The organism is Aequorivita sp. IT1282 (genome assembly GCF_058068205.1).
Genome location: NZ_JBYRHR010000005.1, coordinates 193,064 through 208,675 on the forward strand (window position 1 = coordinate 193,064; position 15,612 = coordinate 208,675).

Sequence of the window (15,612 nt, forward strand, 5' to 3'; positions counted from 1 at the left end):
TTTCTTAAATCATTTCGGCAGCTTCTTCCCCCGTATTAATTGCGCCTTCCATAAATCCTTGCCAATCTGCCACATGTTCTCCAGCAAAGTGTGTATTCAAAAAAGGTTGCTGTAAAATTGGCCGCACCCTAAACCATTGGTCTTTTCCATACATTGCATAAGATCCTTTTGAATAATGGTCTGTGCCCCAATAATAATTTACCTGCTTTTCTAATTTACTAGCCACATTTCCAAAATGCGGACTTAAAGTATCAGCAACCATTTTAGCATTCCAAGCATCGTTTTGGTTTGAAATTATAGCAGCTTTATCGCCTATACTGTATGAAATTAGCACGCCTTTATTAGATTTTTGGTTTTTTGTTGCGTGATAAAAGTAGTGCGGATTTTGATCGGTAAGCATATCAAAACTTTCGTCTTTCCAAAACCGTTCGTTAAAAAGCATGGCGTGTTTATTAATGCGAGCGTATTGCAGTTCGTTAATAGCACCCACTTTTTCAGTGGGAAGACCGGGTTGCCAGTCTATTTTGTTCATCGCAAAAGTTGGGATGGTACAGATAATTTTATCGGCCTCAAACACAGAACCGTTGTCGCAATACACTTTTACTTTATCGTTTTGCACAATCTTACTAACGGTGTGTTTCAGCAGAATTTTTTCCTTTCCTATTTTTTCTGAAAGGCGTTCAGCCAGCATGCCGTTTCCACCTTTTATTTTAAGATCCATTTCATTCTTTTCGCTGCTTTCGGCATATTCCGCCAAAGCCGCGAAGGAAGAAACCTGCCGAATGCTTTCGCCAAAATCTGTACTGTCCATCAATTCACGAATATCCAAATCGCGGCCATCGCAACCGTTTTGAACTAGATAGCGCCACCAATCCATTTTGTCCATAATTAGTTTTTCTTTTTCTGAAATATTGCCGTAGTCTTCCAGCATTTTGGTCATAGTGTTGTTCCATTTTTCGCTGTAGTCCCACTTTCCCGCTGGCGAATATTCACCTTTGTAAATTAAGTGAGTATCGAACTGATTATTCTGAAGTTCTAAATTTAGCTCGCCGCAAAGTTCATGTATTCGGGTATGCGAGTTGCCCACCCATTCGCCACCAAGTTCTACCACCAAATCCTTATCTATTTGATGGGAAAATACACGTCCACCAATGCGTGGGCGGCTTTCCAAAATTGTGCAGTTTATATTTCGTTGTTTCAGCTTATAGGCTGCCGCAAGGCCAGCGAAACCAGCGCCAATAATAATTACTGATTTTGCTTTGGGAGTAAAAATGTTGCCAAAAGAAGGAGTTGGCAAAAAAATGGTACCGGCAGTAGCCACAGATACCTGCTGGATAAATTTTCTACGGGTCGTCATAATGGTTGGTTGTTGAAGATTAATTATATATTTTGAAAATAAAATGCATTCCAAAAAGTATTTTCCCAGCCGTAAAATCTATATCACATACTTTGTTTTTAAATCGTCTATCGCCAAAACCAGTTTCGTTTTAAAAACAAAAGGCAATCAGCTCATTATTAACTCCTAAGATAGTTTCTTTTACTATATGTTCAACATTTTTTTATTTCTGAAAATTTAAGTGCGAAATCTAAGCTTCCCCAACCTTGCGGAAATAGGCCAATAATATTGTAGTACCTTTACTTTTCTAAAAAAACAAGCTGTGCATCCCAAAAATCCCTTTAATAAAGACTATAATTTTGAAACGCTTATAGCAACGTACCCGCCTTTAAAAGAATTCGTTTTTGAAAATGAATTTGGCAACAACTCCATAAAATTTGCCGATCACCAGGCGGTAAAGGCGTTGAATACGGCTTTGCTAAAAGAACACTATGGCATTTCAGAATGGCACATCGCCGAGAATAATCTTTGTCCGCCCATTCCCGGTAGGCTAGATTATCTTTTACATGTTGCAGATTTGCTTCCCAAAGAGGATATTCATTTGTTGGATATTGGCACGGGCGCCAACTTAATTTATCCCATTCTTGCCACACGTCACTTTCAATGGAAGGCTACTGCCAGTGAAGTAAATCTAGATTCACTGGGCATTGCGCAGGAAATCATAAGTAAAAATGAGAGTTTAAAAAATATTGATTTGCGGCACCAACAGTTCAAAACCCAAATTTTGGAAAACATCATCCTGCCCACAGATAATTTTGATGTGGTAGTTTGTAATCCGCCTTTTTTTAAAAACCGAACCGAGGCCGAACAGAGCAACCAACGCAAGTTTAAAAACCTGGAGCTTAACCAAGAAAACACCAAGAATTTTGGTGGTCTCAGCAACGAGTTGTGGTACAAAGGAGGCGAGGAAGCGTTTATTAAAAAGATGGCCGAAGAAAGCATACAGTTTAAAGAGCAGGTTCATTGGTTTACATCTATCGTTTCGCAAAAAGAGAACTTGAAAAATATTAAACGAGCAATCAATAAAACCAAGCCAACTGAAGTGAAAATAGTTGAAATGGAACAAGGCAATAAGCAAAGTAGATTTATAGCTTGGAAGTTTAGAGCTTAACTTTTAAAGCGCTTTGTGCAACTCTGTTTACTCCGTGAACCTCTGCGAAACAACTATTACACAAAACCTCACAGAGAACCGCTGAGAAGCACGGAGAAATAAATTACACGGCAACCCAATATAACTAAAGTATTTTTCATCTTTTGAAATCACAAGATTTAGACATCCTAAATTCATTTATAAATGCTCCCGAATTAAAAATATCGTCGGAAAAATATCCCTTTGAAAACTTTGACTTTTTAGATGAAAAGCTAAGTGAAGTTGACTTCAATTATCCAAATAATTTGGTAGTCGGAATGCAAGCCGAAGCCTGTTTTGAGGCATATATAAAGGGTTCTAAAAACTATAAACTTCTCACCGCTAATCTTCAAATAAATGGTGAAAAAGAAACTCTAGGCGAGTTGGATTTCATAGTTAAGAATCTGAAAAATGAAGCGGTTATTCATATAGAATTGGCGTGTAAATTTTATTTGTACGATGAAACTATTGGTGCTACCGAAGAAAAAAAATGGATTGGCCCAAACCGAAAAGACAGCCTTTTTGATAAATTGGAAAAGGTAAAGTTGAAGCAATTTCCATTACTGCAAAAGCTTGAAACAATTCAAAAGTTAGAAGAACTCGAAATCGAAATTCCAACAGTTCAGCAATTGTGTCTAAAAGCTTTTCTATTTATTCCGAAGAAAATGAATCGCAGTGCTTTCGCAAATAATTATGCAGCTTGCATTGTTGGGCATTGGATAAAACAAATCGATTTCGCCGAAGAAGATCAAACTGCTCTGTACGCAATTCCCACTAAAAAAGAATGGCTTTTACCGACGGAAACTATTGAAACTTGGCTTTCCTTTTCCGAAGTAGAAAAAGAGATTCAGACGCAAATTCAAAATGAAAGATCGCCATTAATCTATAAAAAAACGCCCCATAAAATGGAACGTATTTTTGTTGTTTGGTGGTAATGGCATTTTTTCAATTCTGAATTCTGAATTCAGAATTAATTATAAAAAGATGCTTCAAAAACTGCCACTGAACACTGATCACTGAATACTGAACACTTATTTAACCCCGTAAGTATCCATTAAATACATTAAGCTAGCCATAGTTGCTGCTCCAAGTTCTAACTCGCGTTTGTTTACTTGGTCGAAAGTATCGTTTGCTGTGTGGTGAATATCAAAATAACGTTGTGAATCTGGTTGCAGCCCAGCGAGAACATTAATGTTTCCGGTCATTGGGCGAATATCTGCACCGCTATGTCCCTCCGCAAATAAATGAATAAAATAAGGTGAAAAAAGTGATGACCAAGACCGGATTTGAGCCAAGTTGGCAGCATCAGTTTCTAGCGAAAAACCTCTTGGAGTATAGCCACCGCTATCGCTTTCTAAAGCAAAAACGTGCTTTTCACCTTTTCGTTTCGCTTCTTCGGCATATTTTAAACCGCCGCGTAAACCATTTTCTTCATTCATAAACAAAACCACGCGAATGGTGTGTTTTGGTTTATAATTTATTTTTTTGAATAATCGCAGTACTTCCATACTTTGCACTACTCCTGCCCCATCGTCCTGCGCGCCATCGCCAACATCCCAACTATCTAAATGTCCGCCAACCACCATATATTTATTAGGATAGGTGCTACCAGTAATTTCACCAATTACATTAAATGACGGCACATCGTCCCAAGTTTTACAATTTTGCTTAAAATAAAACTGCAGTTGTGGTACAAGTTTCAACAGTCCGCTAAGATAATCTGCATCTTTAGTACTAATTGCTGCTGCCGGAATTTTATTTGCTTCCGTAGTGTCGCCATAGCTCATTGCGCCCGTATGTGGTGTATAGTCACTTTTTAATGATAATGAACGCACCAAAACGCCTATTGCACCATACTTAGCCGCTTGCGCTGCTCCTGCATAACGTTGGTCTGCTGCGCCGCCATAAGCGTGACCTGTATGAATTAAATCTGGCTGCATTGGGCGGTTGAAGAAAACTATTTTACCTGCAATTTTTTCCTTTCCTAAAGTTGCCAGCTCTTCAAAATTCTGAACTTCCACAACTTCCGCTTTAATGCCTAAGTTAGGAGTGGGAACAGAACCCCCAAGTGCTAAAATATTTGTTACCGTTTTTTCGCCAGAGGGCGATTCTATGTAGGCGTATTCTTTAAAACCACGAGTCCATTTTGGAACCATTACGGGCTGTAGCCAAACTTTGTCGAAACCAAGTTCTTTTAATTCTGCTTCCGTATATTTTACAGCTTTTTCAGCTTCAAAGGAACCTGAAAGTCTGCCACCTATTTCGTTAGAAAGATGATCCAGCCAATCATACGCTGTTCCGTCGGTTAACGCTGCATTATAAAGTTTTTTCATCATTAAAGAATCTTGAACCGCATTCTGCGAAATGCTTGCTGATGAAAGAAATAAAAAGAAAAGTAATGTAGAGATTGGGAAGATTTTCATGAATAGAATTTTAAAAGAATTAGTTCTCAACTGTGTTCGAACAGACAGAAATATGTGTTAAAACGAAAATACAATTAACTATTTTTAAGACGTTCGCGGTATTCGGAAATTTTGGCTTTTATATCGTCATCTAGTTCCGGTTCTTTGATGTCTTTATATTTTTTTAGCTCCTGCAGCATAATTTCAGCAACTATAACTCGCGCGGTATCTTTATCGTCTGAAGGAATAATATACCAAGGCGCATTCGGTTTTGAAGTGCGGTTAATTGCCTCTTCATAATATTTTCGGTAATCTTCCCACAAAGCGCGTTCGTCAAGATCGCCTGGGGAAAACTTCCAGTTTTTATCTGGCCTATCTAATCTTCGGAGTTGACGATCCTTTTGTTCGTCTTTGGAGAGATTTAAAAAGAATTTGAATATGACCGTTCCATTTTGTTGAATCGTCTTTTCAAAATCGTTGATCTGCTGAAAGCGTTTGTCCCAAAATTTGTCGTCAATATCTTCCAAACTATTTACATCGGGCAAATTTTCGCCAAGAATATATTCTGGGTGAACTCTTGTTACCAGCACGTTTTCGTAATGTGTTCTGTTGAATACGCCAAACTTTCCGCGTTCGGGTAAAGCAATGTAATGGCGCCAAAGATAGTCGTGTCTTTTCTCTAGTGCAGTTGGCGTTTTAAAACTATGAACGACAACTCCACGTGCGTTAAAATCTTTAAATACTTCGCGAATAAGACTGTCTTTTCCTGCGGTATCCATTCCTTGAAGGCAAACCAAAACGGCGTATTTTCCGTGTGCGTATAAGGTATCTTGAAGTTTACCCAGCTTTCTTCGGGTGTCTTCTAATTGTTCTTCCAGTTCGTCTTTAGACGCTTCTAAATCCCAAGTATTTAGAGTGCCATCCAGTTTTATGGTTTCGGTAACTTTAAAATCTTCAATTTTTATTTCTTTCATAGCGCTGCTGATACTGTGAATACTTTAGATTTTTTTGAAACTTTTGAGGCGATTGTTTCATTATCCGTATGAAATTAAACAATAAAAATTAAACGCCGAACACACAAACCTTTAAACTATATGAATTCTCAACGCCAGCAGAAAGCTTCACCTACTAATGGACTCATTTACTAGCGAAGAGTTTCACATCTTCAACACTAATTTCTTTTCCGCCTAGAATAATTAGACGCTCCACAACATTACGAAGCTCACGGATGTTTCCAGTCCACTCATACTCCTGCAATTGCTTTATGGCTTTAGCGGTAAAATTCTTTTTAGCTGTGCCGTGTTCGGTTGAAATTTTTTCAGAAAAATAATCTACTAATAAAGGAATATCGTCTCTTCTATCGTTTAAAGACGGTACTTTTATAAGGATAACCGCCAATCTGTGATACAAATCTTCACGGAAGTTTCCTTCGGCTATTTCTTTTTTTAAATCCTTATTTGTTGCTGTAATAACCCGAACATCTACCTTAATATCCTTATCGCTACCTACGCGCTGCACTTTATTTTCTTGCAATGCTCGAAGCACTTTTGCTTGTGCAGAAAGACTCATATCGCCCACTTCATCTAAGAATATTGTTCCGCCGTTTGCGGCTTCAAATTTTCCTGCACGGTCTTTAATTGCTGAAGTAAATGCACCTTTTACGTGGCCGAAAAGCTCGCTTTCAATTAATTCGCTTGGGATTGCAGCACAGTTAACCTCTATCATTGGGCCATTGCTTCGTTCACTTTTTTGGTGAAGCCAATGTGCTACCAATTCTTTTCCGGTACCGTTGGGGCCAGTAATCAAAACGCGGGCTTCGGTGGGCGCCACCTTCTCGATCATTTCTTTTATTCGCTCAATTTCTGGCGATTCACCAACCATTTCGTAGTTTTTCGAAACCTTCTTTTTGAGGCGCGTATTTTCAACCACCAATTCTTTTCGGTCTAAAGCAATACGAACTGTGTTAAGCAATCTATTTAAATCTGGCGGTTTCGAAATATAATCGAATGCCCCCAGTTTCATTGTATTTACTGCGGTTTCAAGATCTCCGTGGCCGGAAATCATAACCATCGGTATTTCTGGTTTTATCTTTTTTACAGCTTCCAAAACCTCCACGCCGTCCATTTTTGGCATTTTAATATCGCAAAGCACCAAATCGAAATCTTCATTTTTGATAATTTCCATTCCGGCAAGGCCATCTTCGGCTTCAAAAACCTCGTATCCTTGATTTTCTTCGGAAAGAATTTTCACTAAAACCCTTCTAATTGCTGCTTCGTCTTCTATTATAAGTATTCTCGCCATTAATATTTAAATTTTAAACCTGCCCTAAAATAAGGCGAATTTTCGGTATTAATTTTATAAACTTTTTTGCCATCGCCATCTTCCAATCTAAAATCGTTATAAACCGAGTGCGCTGCATAACCATAAAACAAAAGATGTTCGGTAAAGAAATGCTCGTAACCCAAGCCTAAAAGACCAATTGTCAATTGTATACTTTCGGCAACTGTGCCATCTTCGCCAAGGTTTCCTACGGGATCAAAATTTTGCTGGATATTGGCATAAATGTTATCCAACGTAGCAAATGCCTGTAAAGCATCTTTATGATTGTCATTTAAATAATGCCTAACGTTCGTTTTCGGCACTCCCAGCGTATATGTCCAATTAGGGTGAAATTCTTTATAATAATTTAATAAGGGCAAAGGGTACCATCTTCCGGGAGTAGTGGAATAAACAAGTCCAGCTATAAATCTATAAGGTTTTTCGCCCTCTTCAATAGTATTTTTATTATCGTTTATGGCGTAGGCTCCAACTTCATAAATAAAATCGTCGCTCATCAAACTACCTTCAAAATCACTTTGAATTTTAACCCCAGCCTTAGCTCCAAAACGCCAATTTTCGTTCTGCATCCAAGTGTAGCCTACGTATCCGTCCATTTGTTTAACAGAGGTAACTAGATTATTTTGAATATTTTCAGAGGGAGGTACTGAACCCATAAAAGCCGAAAGATCTTCACTGTCTTTAATATTTATGTCTACGTATCGGTATTCCAAACCAACAACAAAAAAACTTTTCTTTTCCTTATTAATAGGAATAGGCGCTTGTACCAGGGCACGATAACGATTAATAGAATTCTCCGACTTCGAAAAATTCAGGTTCAAATATTCAATTCTCGCCAAATCTGTAGTTTGAGCAGTCATTCCAAAAGCAAAAAGCAAAAGAAATGAGGCAATAAAAGTGTTCTTTTTCATAGTTTCTTTTTTTTATTATTAGGAAAATCACCGCCGATTTCATAGCATACTTCGGCAAGGATATTTTAGTATTTCAGCCACTTAAATATTTCTTTGTACGTTGGTTTTTTACCATACATTAATATACCTACGCGATAAATTTTAGCCGCAAACCAAACCATAGCAATGAATGTTGCGAATAAAATAACTACCGAAATAATTTGTTGCCAAAGCGGAACACCAAACGGAATACGCATTAACATTACCACTGGCGATGTAAAAGGAATATACGAGAAAACCTGCGAAACAGTTCCGTGCGGATTATCTATTACCGTAAAAAAGCCAACATAAACTGCCAGAATTAAAGGCATTAAAATAGGCATCATAAATTGTTGGGTGTCGGTTTCGTTATCTACAGCAGCACCTACCGATGCATACAAGGAAGCATATAACAAGTAACCGCCCACAAAAAACAACAGGAACATTACAATTAGATTTGTAATAGGCAAATTGTTGATTTCTATCATTACATTATTCATAATCTCTTGGGTCCCGCCAGCTACGCTATTTTCCAATACCTGTTGCGAGGGTGAACCAGCAGAAGGATCTATTCCAAAAACAGAGGTGACAACCGTCATTAAAACCAAAATTAACACCACCCAAACTACAAACTGTGTAATTCCGGCAAGTGTGGTTCCGAAAATCTTCCCCAGTAGCAATGTTCGCGGTTTAACAGATGAAATAATTACTTCAATTACGCGACTTGTTTTTTCTTCAATTACACTTCGCATTATCATATTTCCATAAATAATGATAAACATGAAAAGCAAATACCCTGCGGCACCGCCAAAAATTAGCTTAAGACCCGAGCCAAGTTTTGATGTTTCCTTTCCTTTAAAGGTTTCTTGGTTGGCCCTAATATTTATGTGAAGGCTTTTAATGGTTTCTGAATCAATACCAGCTTCCCTTAATTTTAGGTTGTTTACCTTATTTTCAAGCAAATCATTGATGTCGCCCATTAATGACAACGATGGCGAATCTTCAGAATAAAAGGTAATTTTTTCTGAAAGTTGATCGAGACTTTCCGTTTTTGGAATGTACAAAAGGCCGTAAATCTCACCGTTTTCAGCTATTTTTTTTGCATCTTCCAACTCTAATCCACTTAGCATTTTATACTGTAAATGTGGCGTAGAGTTGAATTCATCTGCAAACATTCCACTCTCGTCCAATACTGAAATTTGACGAACGGTATCGTTGTTAAGACTGGATAAATATGCTACCAAAGCAAAAATACCAACGAAAATAAGCGGGCTCAAAAACGTCATCACAATAAAGGATTTATTGCGAACTTTGGTTAGGTATTCCCTTTTTATTATTAGAGGAAGATGGTTCATTATTGGTTAATTTTTTTGGATGGTTTCAATAAAAATGTCACTGACAGATGGCACCACTTCTACAAAGTGGGTTAATTGTCCAAGCGAAGTTAAATAGTTTACAAAATCGTTAGGCGAAACTGAATCTGGTTTCTTTATTTTGTATTGTAATTCGTCATTGATACTTGTAAATGTAGCTGGGAAAATTTCAAATTTTTCCTTTAACGAAGCCGTAGCTTCTAGGGGATTTTGAGTAATCAAACCAATTTCGAAAGTATTGTTTCTATATTGACGCTTTATATCGATTAATTTTCCATCCAATATTTTATTCGATTTGTGTATTAGCGCAATATGATCGCACATTTCCTCCACCGATTCCATACGGTGCGTTGAAAAAATTACCGTTGCCCCGTCATCGCGAAGTTTAAGAATTTCATCTTTAATTAGATTGGCGTTTATTGGGTCGAAACCACTAAATGGTTCGTCAAAAATTAATAGTTTCGGTTCGTGAAGCACGGTAACTACAAATTGGATTTTCTGCGCCATCCCTTTAGATAGCTCCTGGATTTTTTTATCCCACCAATCGCCTATATCTAACCGATCAAACCAATATTTTAATCTTTCTTTAGCCTCTTGTTTTGTTAGCCCTTTAAGCTGCGCCAAGTATAGTGCCTGCTCCCCGACTTTCATAGATTTGTAAAGACCGCGTTCTTCGGGTAAATAACCAATGTTTTTAATATGATGTGGCTGAAGTGGCTCTCCGTCGAGAATAACCGAGCCAGCATCGGGCATTGTAATTTGGTTGATGATTCGTATAAGGGTAGTTTTTCCGGCCCCATTAGGACCCAGCAAGCCAAAGATGCTTCCTTTTTCTACCTCGATGGATACATCGTTTAGCGCTTTGTAATCGCCGTAGATTTTAGAAACATTGTTGACTACTAAAAGTTTTTCCATAAAGTTAAATTGTTCTGTAAATATATTGATTTGAATGCACCCTAAAGTTTAAAGGGGTAAGATTTATGATTTTTTTTAGACAATAGAAAAGGCAAAAACGAAAGAGAAAAAAATAATGCCTTGGAAATGGTCACTTCAAAAATTCCAGCTATGGGGGCCTAAAAACAAAACCCACCCAAAAATAAATTCTTGGGTGGGAAAAAAAATTGCTATGAAAAAGAAAAATTATCACTTCTAAGACGAAGCGACATTTCAAATATATGCAAAAATATTTATTTAACGTTTAATTAAGAGAACATATCTTTTACTTTCTCAAAAAACGACTTGTCTTCTTTTTCTGGTTTCGGTTGAAAATGCTCGTCATCGCTCATTTTCTCAAAAAATTCTTTCTGTTCTTTTGAAAGAGATTTGGGTGTCCAAACGTTTACATGAACTAACAAATCGCCAGTTCCGTATCCATTTATACTAGGAATTCCCTTACTTCTAAGTCTTAAAATCTTTCCACTCTGGGCACCACTATCAATCTTGATACGCACTTTTCCAGTAACGGTTTCAATTTCTTTTGAAGTGCCCAAAGTTGCTTCAGAAAAACTTATATATAAATCATAATGCAAATTGTCGCCTTCACGTTGTAAATAATCGTGTGGCTTTTCTTCAATGGCAACCAAAAGATCACCAGGAATTCCATTGCCTGGCGCATCGTTTCCTTTTCCAGAAACTTTTAGCTGCATGCCATCTACTACACCTGCTGGTATTTTAATAGATACTGTTTCTTCAGTCACCAACATTCCATCGGCGTCTGCATTTGCTGGCTTAGAATCTACAATCTGTCCAGATCCACCGCAAGTACTACACGTAGCAGCAGTTTGCATACGACCCAAAATTGTATTTTGAATTCGTGTTACTTGCCCTTGACCATTGCAAGTAGAACAGGTTTTGTAGGTTGTTCCGTTTGCTAGTTTTTTGCGTTTTACTTTAATCTTTTTCTCAACACCATTGGCAATTTCTTCTAAGGTAAGCTGAACGCGTATACGAAGGTTACTCCCCTTCATGGTTCTGCGGCCACCGCCACCAAAACCGCCGCCGCCAAAACCGCCACCGCCAAAAATATCTCCAAACTGACTGAATATGTCGTCCATATTCATTCCGCCGCCGCCGAATCCGCCGCCACCGCCGCCATTTTCGAATGCGCGATGCCCGTACTGATCGTAACGAGAACGTTTGTTGGGATCGCTCAATACTTCGTAAGCTTCCGCAGATTTCTTGAACTTATCCTCAGCTTCGTGATCGCCCGGATTTTTATCGGGATGATATTGAATTGCCTTTTTTCGGTATGCTTTTTTAATTTCCGCCACTGTGGCGGACTTTGATATATCTAATATTTCGTAATAATCTTCCTTCATATTATTGTCCTATAACTACTTTTGGATAGCGAACTATTTTATCGCCTAATTTGTATCCTTTTTCTACTACATCTATAATTTTACCCTTTAGCTTAGCATTCGGGGCTGGAATTTGTGTAATCGCTTCGTGAGATTCTGAATCAAAAACATCGCCAGCGTTAACCTCCATTAAATAAAGCCCTTTAGACTTTAAAGTTTCGCTCAGTTTGTTATTGATAAGCCCAACACCCTTAAACAGGCTGTCGTTCTCACTTTTTTCAATTTCTTTTAATGCGCGCTCGAAGTCGTCTAAAACTGGCAACAACGAAGTTATAACGTCTTCACCTGCAGTTTTAAACATTTCAATGCGTTCGCGAGCAGTGCGTTTTTTAAAGTTTTCAAATTCAGCAAAAAGACGCAAGTAGCGGTCCTTTTCGTTTTGAAATTCTTCTTGTAACTCTGTAAGTGCATCGGTTACTTTTTCCTCGGCAATTTCCTGCTCATTTATATCCTGTTCGTCAAAACCTAAATCCGCTTCGCGTTGGGTTTCATTCAAATTATCGTTTTTGCTCATAGTAGCGTATGTTTCAATTTTTTCTGAAGGGAGCAAAAGTACTGCCATTTGTTATAAAATGTCAAAATGTCACAGGGTTTTATTTAATACTTCCTTAACTGAATTATTGACTATTAATCATATTTTTGCATCCTAAATTATAAACTTGAATTTATGAAATCTACATTTTTTAAAATTACTTTAATGGCCGTTCTTGCAGTTAGTGCATTTTCTTGCAAAAACACTGAAAAGGAAACAGCTACAACAGTTGGAGAAGCTGCACAAGCTACCGAAACTGCTACTGCATACTCAGTAGACGCTGCTGCATCACAAATTATGTGGGAAGGTGCTAAACCAACTGGCAAACACCACGGAACTATTAGCCTTACTTCTGGAACAATTCATTTAAACGATGGAAAGGTTGAAGCTGGAAACTTTATTATCGATATGAATAGTATTAATGATGAAGATTTAGAAGGAAAAGAGAAAGCAAACTTAGAAGCACACTTAAAAGGTACTGTTGAAGGTAAAGAAGGTGACTTTTTTAATGTAACTGAATATCCAACTGCTAAATTTGAAATGACAGGTCTTGAAAATAATATAGTTAAAGGAAACTTGACTATTAAAGACAAAACCAACGCTGTTGAATTTCCTGCAGTTGTAACAATGGATGGTGATAAAATGACACTTAAAAGTGAAGCTTTTGAAATAGACAGAACAAAATGGAACGTGAACTACGGCTCAAAATCTATTTTCCCAAGTTTGGGTGACAAATTTATCAATGACGTTATTAAAATTAATGTGTTGTTAGTTGCTACGAAAGCATAATTGCTTAGCATATAAATAATAAAGAGAGCGGCATATGCCGCTCTCTTTTAGTTTACAGTAAATCCTGCAAAGTGTTTTCTAAATTGTAGTATTTAAAATGATACCCAAGTTCTTCTATTTTATGCGAACTGACCAATTGTCCTTCCAACACCAAAACAGACATTTCGCCTAATAATAGTTTTAAAGCGAAACTCGGAATATTTGGCAACCACAACGGACAATCTAATTTTGTAGCAATCATTTTGGTCATTTTTTTATTTTGCACAGGATTGGGTGCTACGGCATTGTATTTTCCTTCCAACTGATTTTTAAGAAGAAATAGATAAATGCCTGCAATATCTTCAAGGTGTATCCAAGATTGCCACTGCTCGCCACTTCCTAAAGGAGCACCAACTCCGTATTTAATTGGTTTAACTAGTTTAGGCAAAGCGCCACCATTTTTTGCTAAAACCATTCCTGTACGCACTTTGCTAACTTCCATGCCCATTCCTAAGCTTTTGAATTTTGCGGCAGCAGCTTCCCATGCAACTACAACTTCTGCCAAAAAAGTATCGTCAACTTCTTTGTCTTCTTCTGTGTATAGTTTTGTTTTTGAATTGGGATAGATGCCTATGCCGCTAGCTGAAATAAAATGCACAACGCTGTGATCTATTTTTTTGAGAGTTTCATAGATTAAGTTCATACTCTCAATGCGGCTATCGAGAATAATCTTTTTGTATTTTTTGGTCCATCTTTTTGCGATGGATGCTCCCACTAAATTAATTATTGCTTCCGCACCGTCAAAAGCATTCGTATCAATTTCACCGGTATCAGGATTCCAATAAAATCCTTTATAATTTTCAGTGTTTTTAATTTTCTCTTTGCTTGTAGTGAGGTAGTTAACTGCAATTCCTTCATGGTGACATTGCCTTACTAGCTCTGAGCCAATAAGACCCGTGGCCCCCGTTATTAATACCTTCTTGATCATAAACTTAAATTTATAAATTCAAATACACCTGACAAAGACCATTAACGGAAGATTGTGAAATTTAGAATTTACAGGTGGAGAATTAAGTCATTTCGATGCATTTCGAACCACTTATTTCAATTTGAATTTTGAACTATGAATCTTAAATTTTCGTGCCCCGCAACATTTCTTTTTTACCGGGTGGGCCTTGAAGACGTTCCACTTTAAAACCAACTGCCTGCATGGCACGTCGTGCGTTGCCATTGGCCGCGTAGGTTACTAAAACACCGTTAGGTTTTAAAGAATTATACATTTTCTGAAAAATTTCTTCAGTCCAAAGTTCGGGCTGTACACGAATGCCGAAGGCATCGAAATAGATTAAATTGAAAGAATTTTCATCTGTAATTTCAGAAAAGAGTTTTTGTTGTTTTGTAAGTTGAAAATTTTCAGAAACAGTGGTTTTTTCTTCCCAAGCGGAAAGATGCATTTCATTAAATTTTTCTTCGGAAGTATTTAAAAGCGAAGTATAGTTGAGCGCGTTGATTTCCTCCATTTCTAATGGATATGCTTCAACACCCGTATAATTTACTTTAAACGGATTTTTTTCGGTTTCTAAAAAAGTGAGATAAGCATTTAGCCCTGTGCCAAAACCAATTTCGAGAATTGATACCTCGCCCATTTCATTTTCAGAAAACCAGTGGTAAAGCCCTTCTTTTATAAAAACATGAAGAGCTTCGGCTATTGCACCGTGCTTAGAGTGGTATTGTTCATCCCACTCTGCAATGTGCAGCGTGTAAGAGCCGTCGCCCGTTTTAAATAAGGTTCGTTTCAAAAGTTATTGTTTTGCCTCTTCAGGAATAAGTACGCCATTAGCTTCAAACGCAAGGGTGCGCTTAACTTCAGTAATAGCAGCGATTTCTTCAGCAGTTGCACCGCCATCTTCGGCATAATGACGTTGATCTTCAACGCTCATTTCTTCAATATAAGCTTTTCCTTCGGCGATAATCTCTTTGCCTGCAATGTCTTTCGGCATAAAGAAACCATAATCTTTAAAACGCACCATCGCTTCTTTTTCACCCATATCAACTTTCATCCAGCAACCTTTACTTTGGCAAACTTCCTTTACTTGGGTGGTGAATTTTACATTTATAGTGTCGCCAATTTTTAAATCGTTATATCTTTTTGCAATAGCTGATTTATCTAAAACATCTTGGTTTGTTATTTTATCGCCAAACGTTTGATAGTTCACTGCTATCTCTTCCGTTTCTAGTGCTGGCTTGTCTTCTGTTTTCTCGTTTTTGCAACTAACTAAAGCTACCATTAGGGAAAATACAACTAGTATTTTTTTCATATTGAAGTTTTTAATAAATTATTGATTGGTAATGCTTTGCAATTTTAATGATTTTTTGAATTTTATATGGT

Annotated in this window: 15 protein-coding genes; 3 read left to right on the forward strand and 12 right to left on the reverse strand. The window is 37.5% G+C overall.

Annotated elements, in window-relative coordinates:
• Positions 1-4: 4 nt before the first annotated feature.
• Positions 5-1,357 (reverse strand): flavin monoamine oxidase family protein, encoded by a 1,353-nt coding sequence (locus tag AC3RVG_RS12345; protein ID WP_489691771.1) that lies wholly within the window; start codon positions 1,355-1,357, stop codon positions 5-7.
• Between the two features lie 301 nt (positions 1,358-1,658).
• Here AC3RVG_RS12345 and rlmF point away from each other — a divergent pair, with 301 nt between their 5' ends.
• Together rlmF and AC3RVG_RS12355 are read left to right on the forward strand one after the other, a co-directional pair.
• The gene (gene rlmF / locus AC3RVG_RS12350; RefSeq protein WP_489691772.1) at positions 1,659-2,507 is read left to right on the forward strand and encodes a 23S rRNA (adenine(1618)-N(6))-methyltransferase RlmF; all 849 of its coding nucleotides are present in this window, start codon (positions 1,659-1,661) and stop codon (positions 2,505-2,507) included.
• A 143-nt stretch (positions 2,508-2,650) separates the two neighbouring features.
• A complete protein-coding gene (locus AC3RVG_RS12355) occupies positions 2,651-3,460 on the forward strand; it encodes a DUF1853 family protein (protein ID WP_489691773.1) in 810 nt (269 codons plus the stop codon).
• Positions 3,461-3,556: 96 nt separating this feature from the next.
• Here AC3RVG_RS12355 and AC3RVG_RS12360 read toward each other — a convergent pair whose 3' ends face one another.
• The 8 genes from AC3RVG_RS12360 to AC3RVG_RS12395 form a co-directional block, all read right to left on the reverse strand.
• Positions 3,557-4,948: a M20/M25/M40 family metallo-hydrolase gene (locus AC3RVG_RS12360; RefSeq protein WP_489691774.1), complete on the reverse strand. Its 1,392-nt coding sequence runs from the start codon at positions 4,946-4,948 to the stop codon at positions 3,557-3,559.
• 74 nt (positions 4,949-5,022) lie between these two features.
• Complete coding sequence (locus AC3RVG_RS12365) at positions 5,023-5,901, reverse strand: PPK2 family polyphosphate kinase (protein ID WP_489691775.1); 879 nt, start codon at positions 5,899-5,901, stop codon at positions 5,023-5,025.
• Between the two features lie 163 nt (positions 5,902-6,064).
• Complete coding sequence (locus tag AC3RVG_RS12370) at positions 6,065-7,228, reverse strand: sigma-54-dependent transcriptional regulator (protein ID WP_489691776.1); 1,164 nt, start codon at positions 7,226-7,228, stop codon at positions 6,065-6,067.
• Positions 7,228-8,175 carry a hypothetical protein gene (locus AC3RVG_RS12375; RefSeq protein ID WP_489691777.1) on the reverse strand — a complete coding sequence of 316 codons (948 nt, stop codon included), beginning with the start codon at positions 8,173-8,175 and terminating at the stop codon, positions 7,228-7,230. The genes AC3RVG_RS12370 and AC3RVG_RS12375 overlap by 1 nt, the downstream gene beginning before the upstream one ends.
• Positions 8,176-8,240: 65 nt before the next feature.
• Positions 8,241-9,548 (reverse strand): ABC transporter permease, encoded by a 1,308-nt coding sequence (locus AC3RVG_RS12380; RefSeq protein WP_489691778.1) that lies wholly within the window; start codon positions 9,546-9,548, stop codon positions 8,241-8,243.
• A gap of 6 nt (positions 9,549-9,554) precedes the next feature.
• Entirely contained in the window at positions 9,555-10,481 is a 927-nt protein-coding gene (locus tag AC3RVG_RS12385) for an ABC transporter ATP-binding protein (protein WP_489691779.1), read from the reverse strand.
• A gap of 287 nt (positions 10,482-10,768) precedes the next feature.
• Positions 10,769-11,884, reverse strand: coding sequence for a molecular chaperone DnaJ (gene dnaJ / locus AC3RVG_RS12390; protein ID WP_489691780.1), 1,116 nt, complete (start codon positions 11,882-11,884; stop codon positions 10,769-10,771).
• 1 nt (position 11,885) lies between these two features.
• Entirely contained in the window at positions 11,886-12,485 is a 600-nt protein-coding gene (locus tag AC3RVG_RS12395) for a nucleotide exchange factor GrpE (protein WP_489691781.1), read from the reverse strand.
• 105 nt (positions 12,486-12,590) lie between these two features.
• Here AC3RVG_RS12395 and AC3RVG_RS12400 point away from each other — a divergent pair, with 105 nt between their 5' ends.
• Positions 12,591-13,244 (forward strand): YceI family protein, encoded by a 654-nt coding sequence (locus AC3RVG_RS12400; RefSeq protein ID WP_489691782.1) that lies wholly within the window; start codon positions 12,591-12,593, stop codon positions 13,242-13,244.
• Between the two features lie 52 nt (positions 13,245-13,296).
• On the opposite strand, the gene AC3RVG_RS12405 is transcribed toward AC3RVG_RS12400, so the two are convergent.
• From AC3RVG_RS12405 to AC3RVG_RS12415, 3 genes are all read right to left on the reverse strand, one after another.
• The gene (locus tag AC3RVG_RS12405) at positions 13,297-14,211 is read right to left on the reverse strand and encodes a TIGR01777 family oxidoreductase (RefSeq protein WP_489691783.1); all 915 of its coding nucleotides are present in this window, start codon (positions 14,209-14,211) and stop codon (positions 13,297-13,299) included.
• A 142-nt stretch (positions 14,212-14,353) separates the two neighbouring features.
• Positions 14,354-15,022 (reverse strand): tRNA (5-methylaminomethyl-2-thiouridine)(34)-methyltransferase MnmC2, encoded by a 669-nt coding sequence (mnmC2, locus tag AC3RVG_RS12410; RefSeq protein WP_489691784.1) that lies wholly within the window; start codon positions 15,020-15,022, stop codon positions 14,354-14,356.
• Positions 15,023-15,025: 3 nt separating this feature from the next.
• A complete protein-coding gene (locus AC3RVG_RS12415) occupies positions 15,026-15,541 on the reverse strand; it encodes a DUF4920 domain-containing protein (protein ID WP_489691785.1) in 516 nt (171 codons plus the stop codon).
• Between the last annotated feature and the right edge of the window lie 71 nt (positions 15,542-15,612).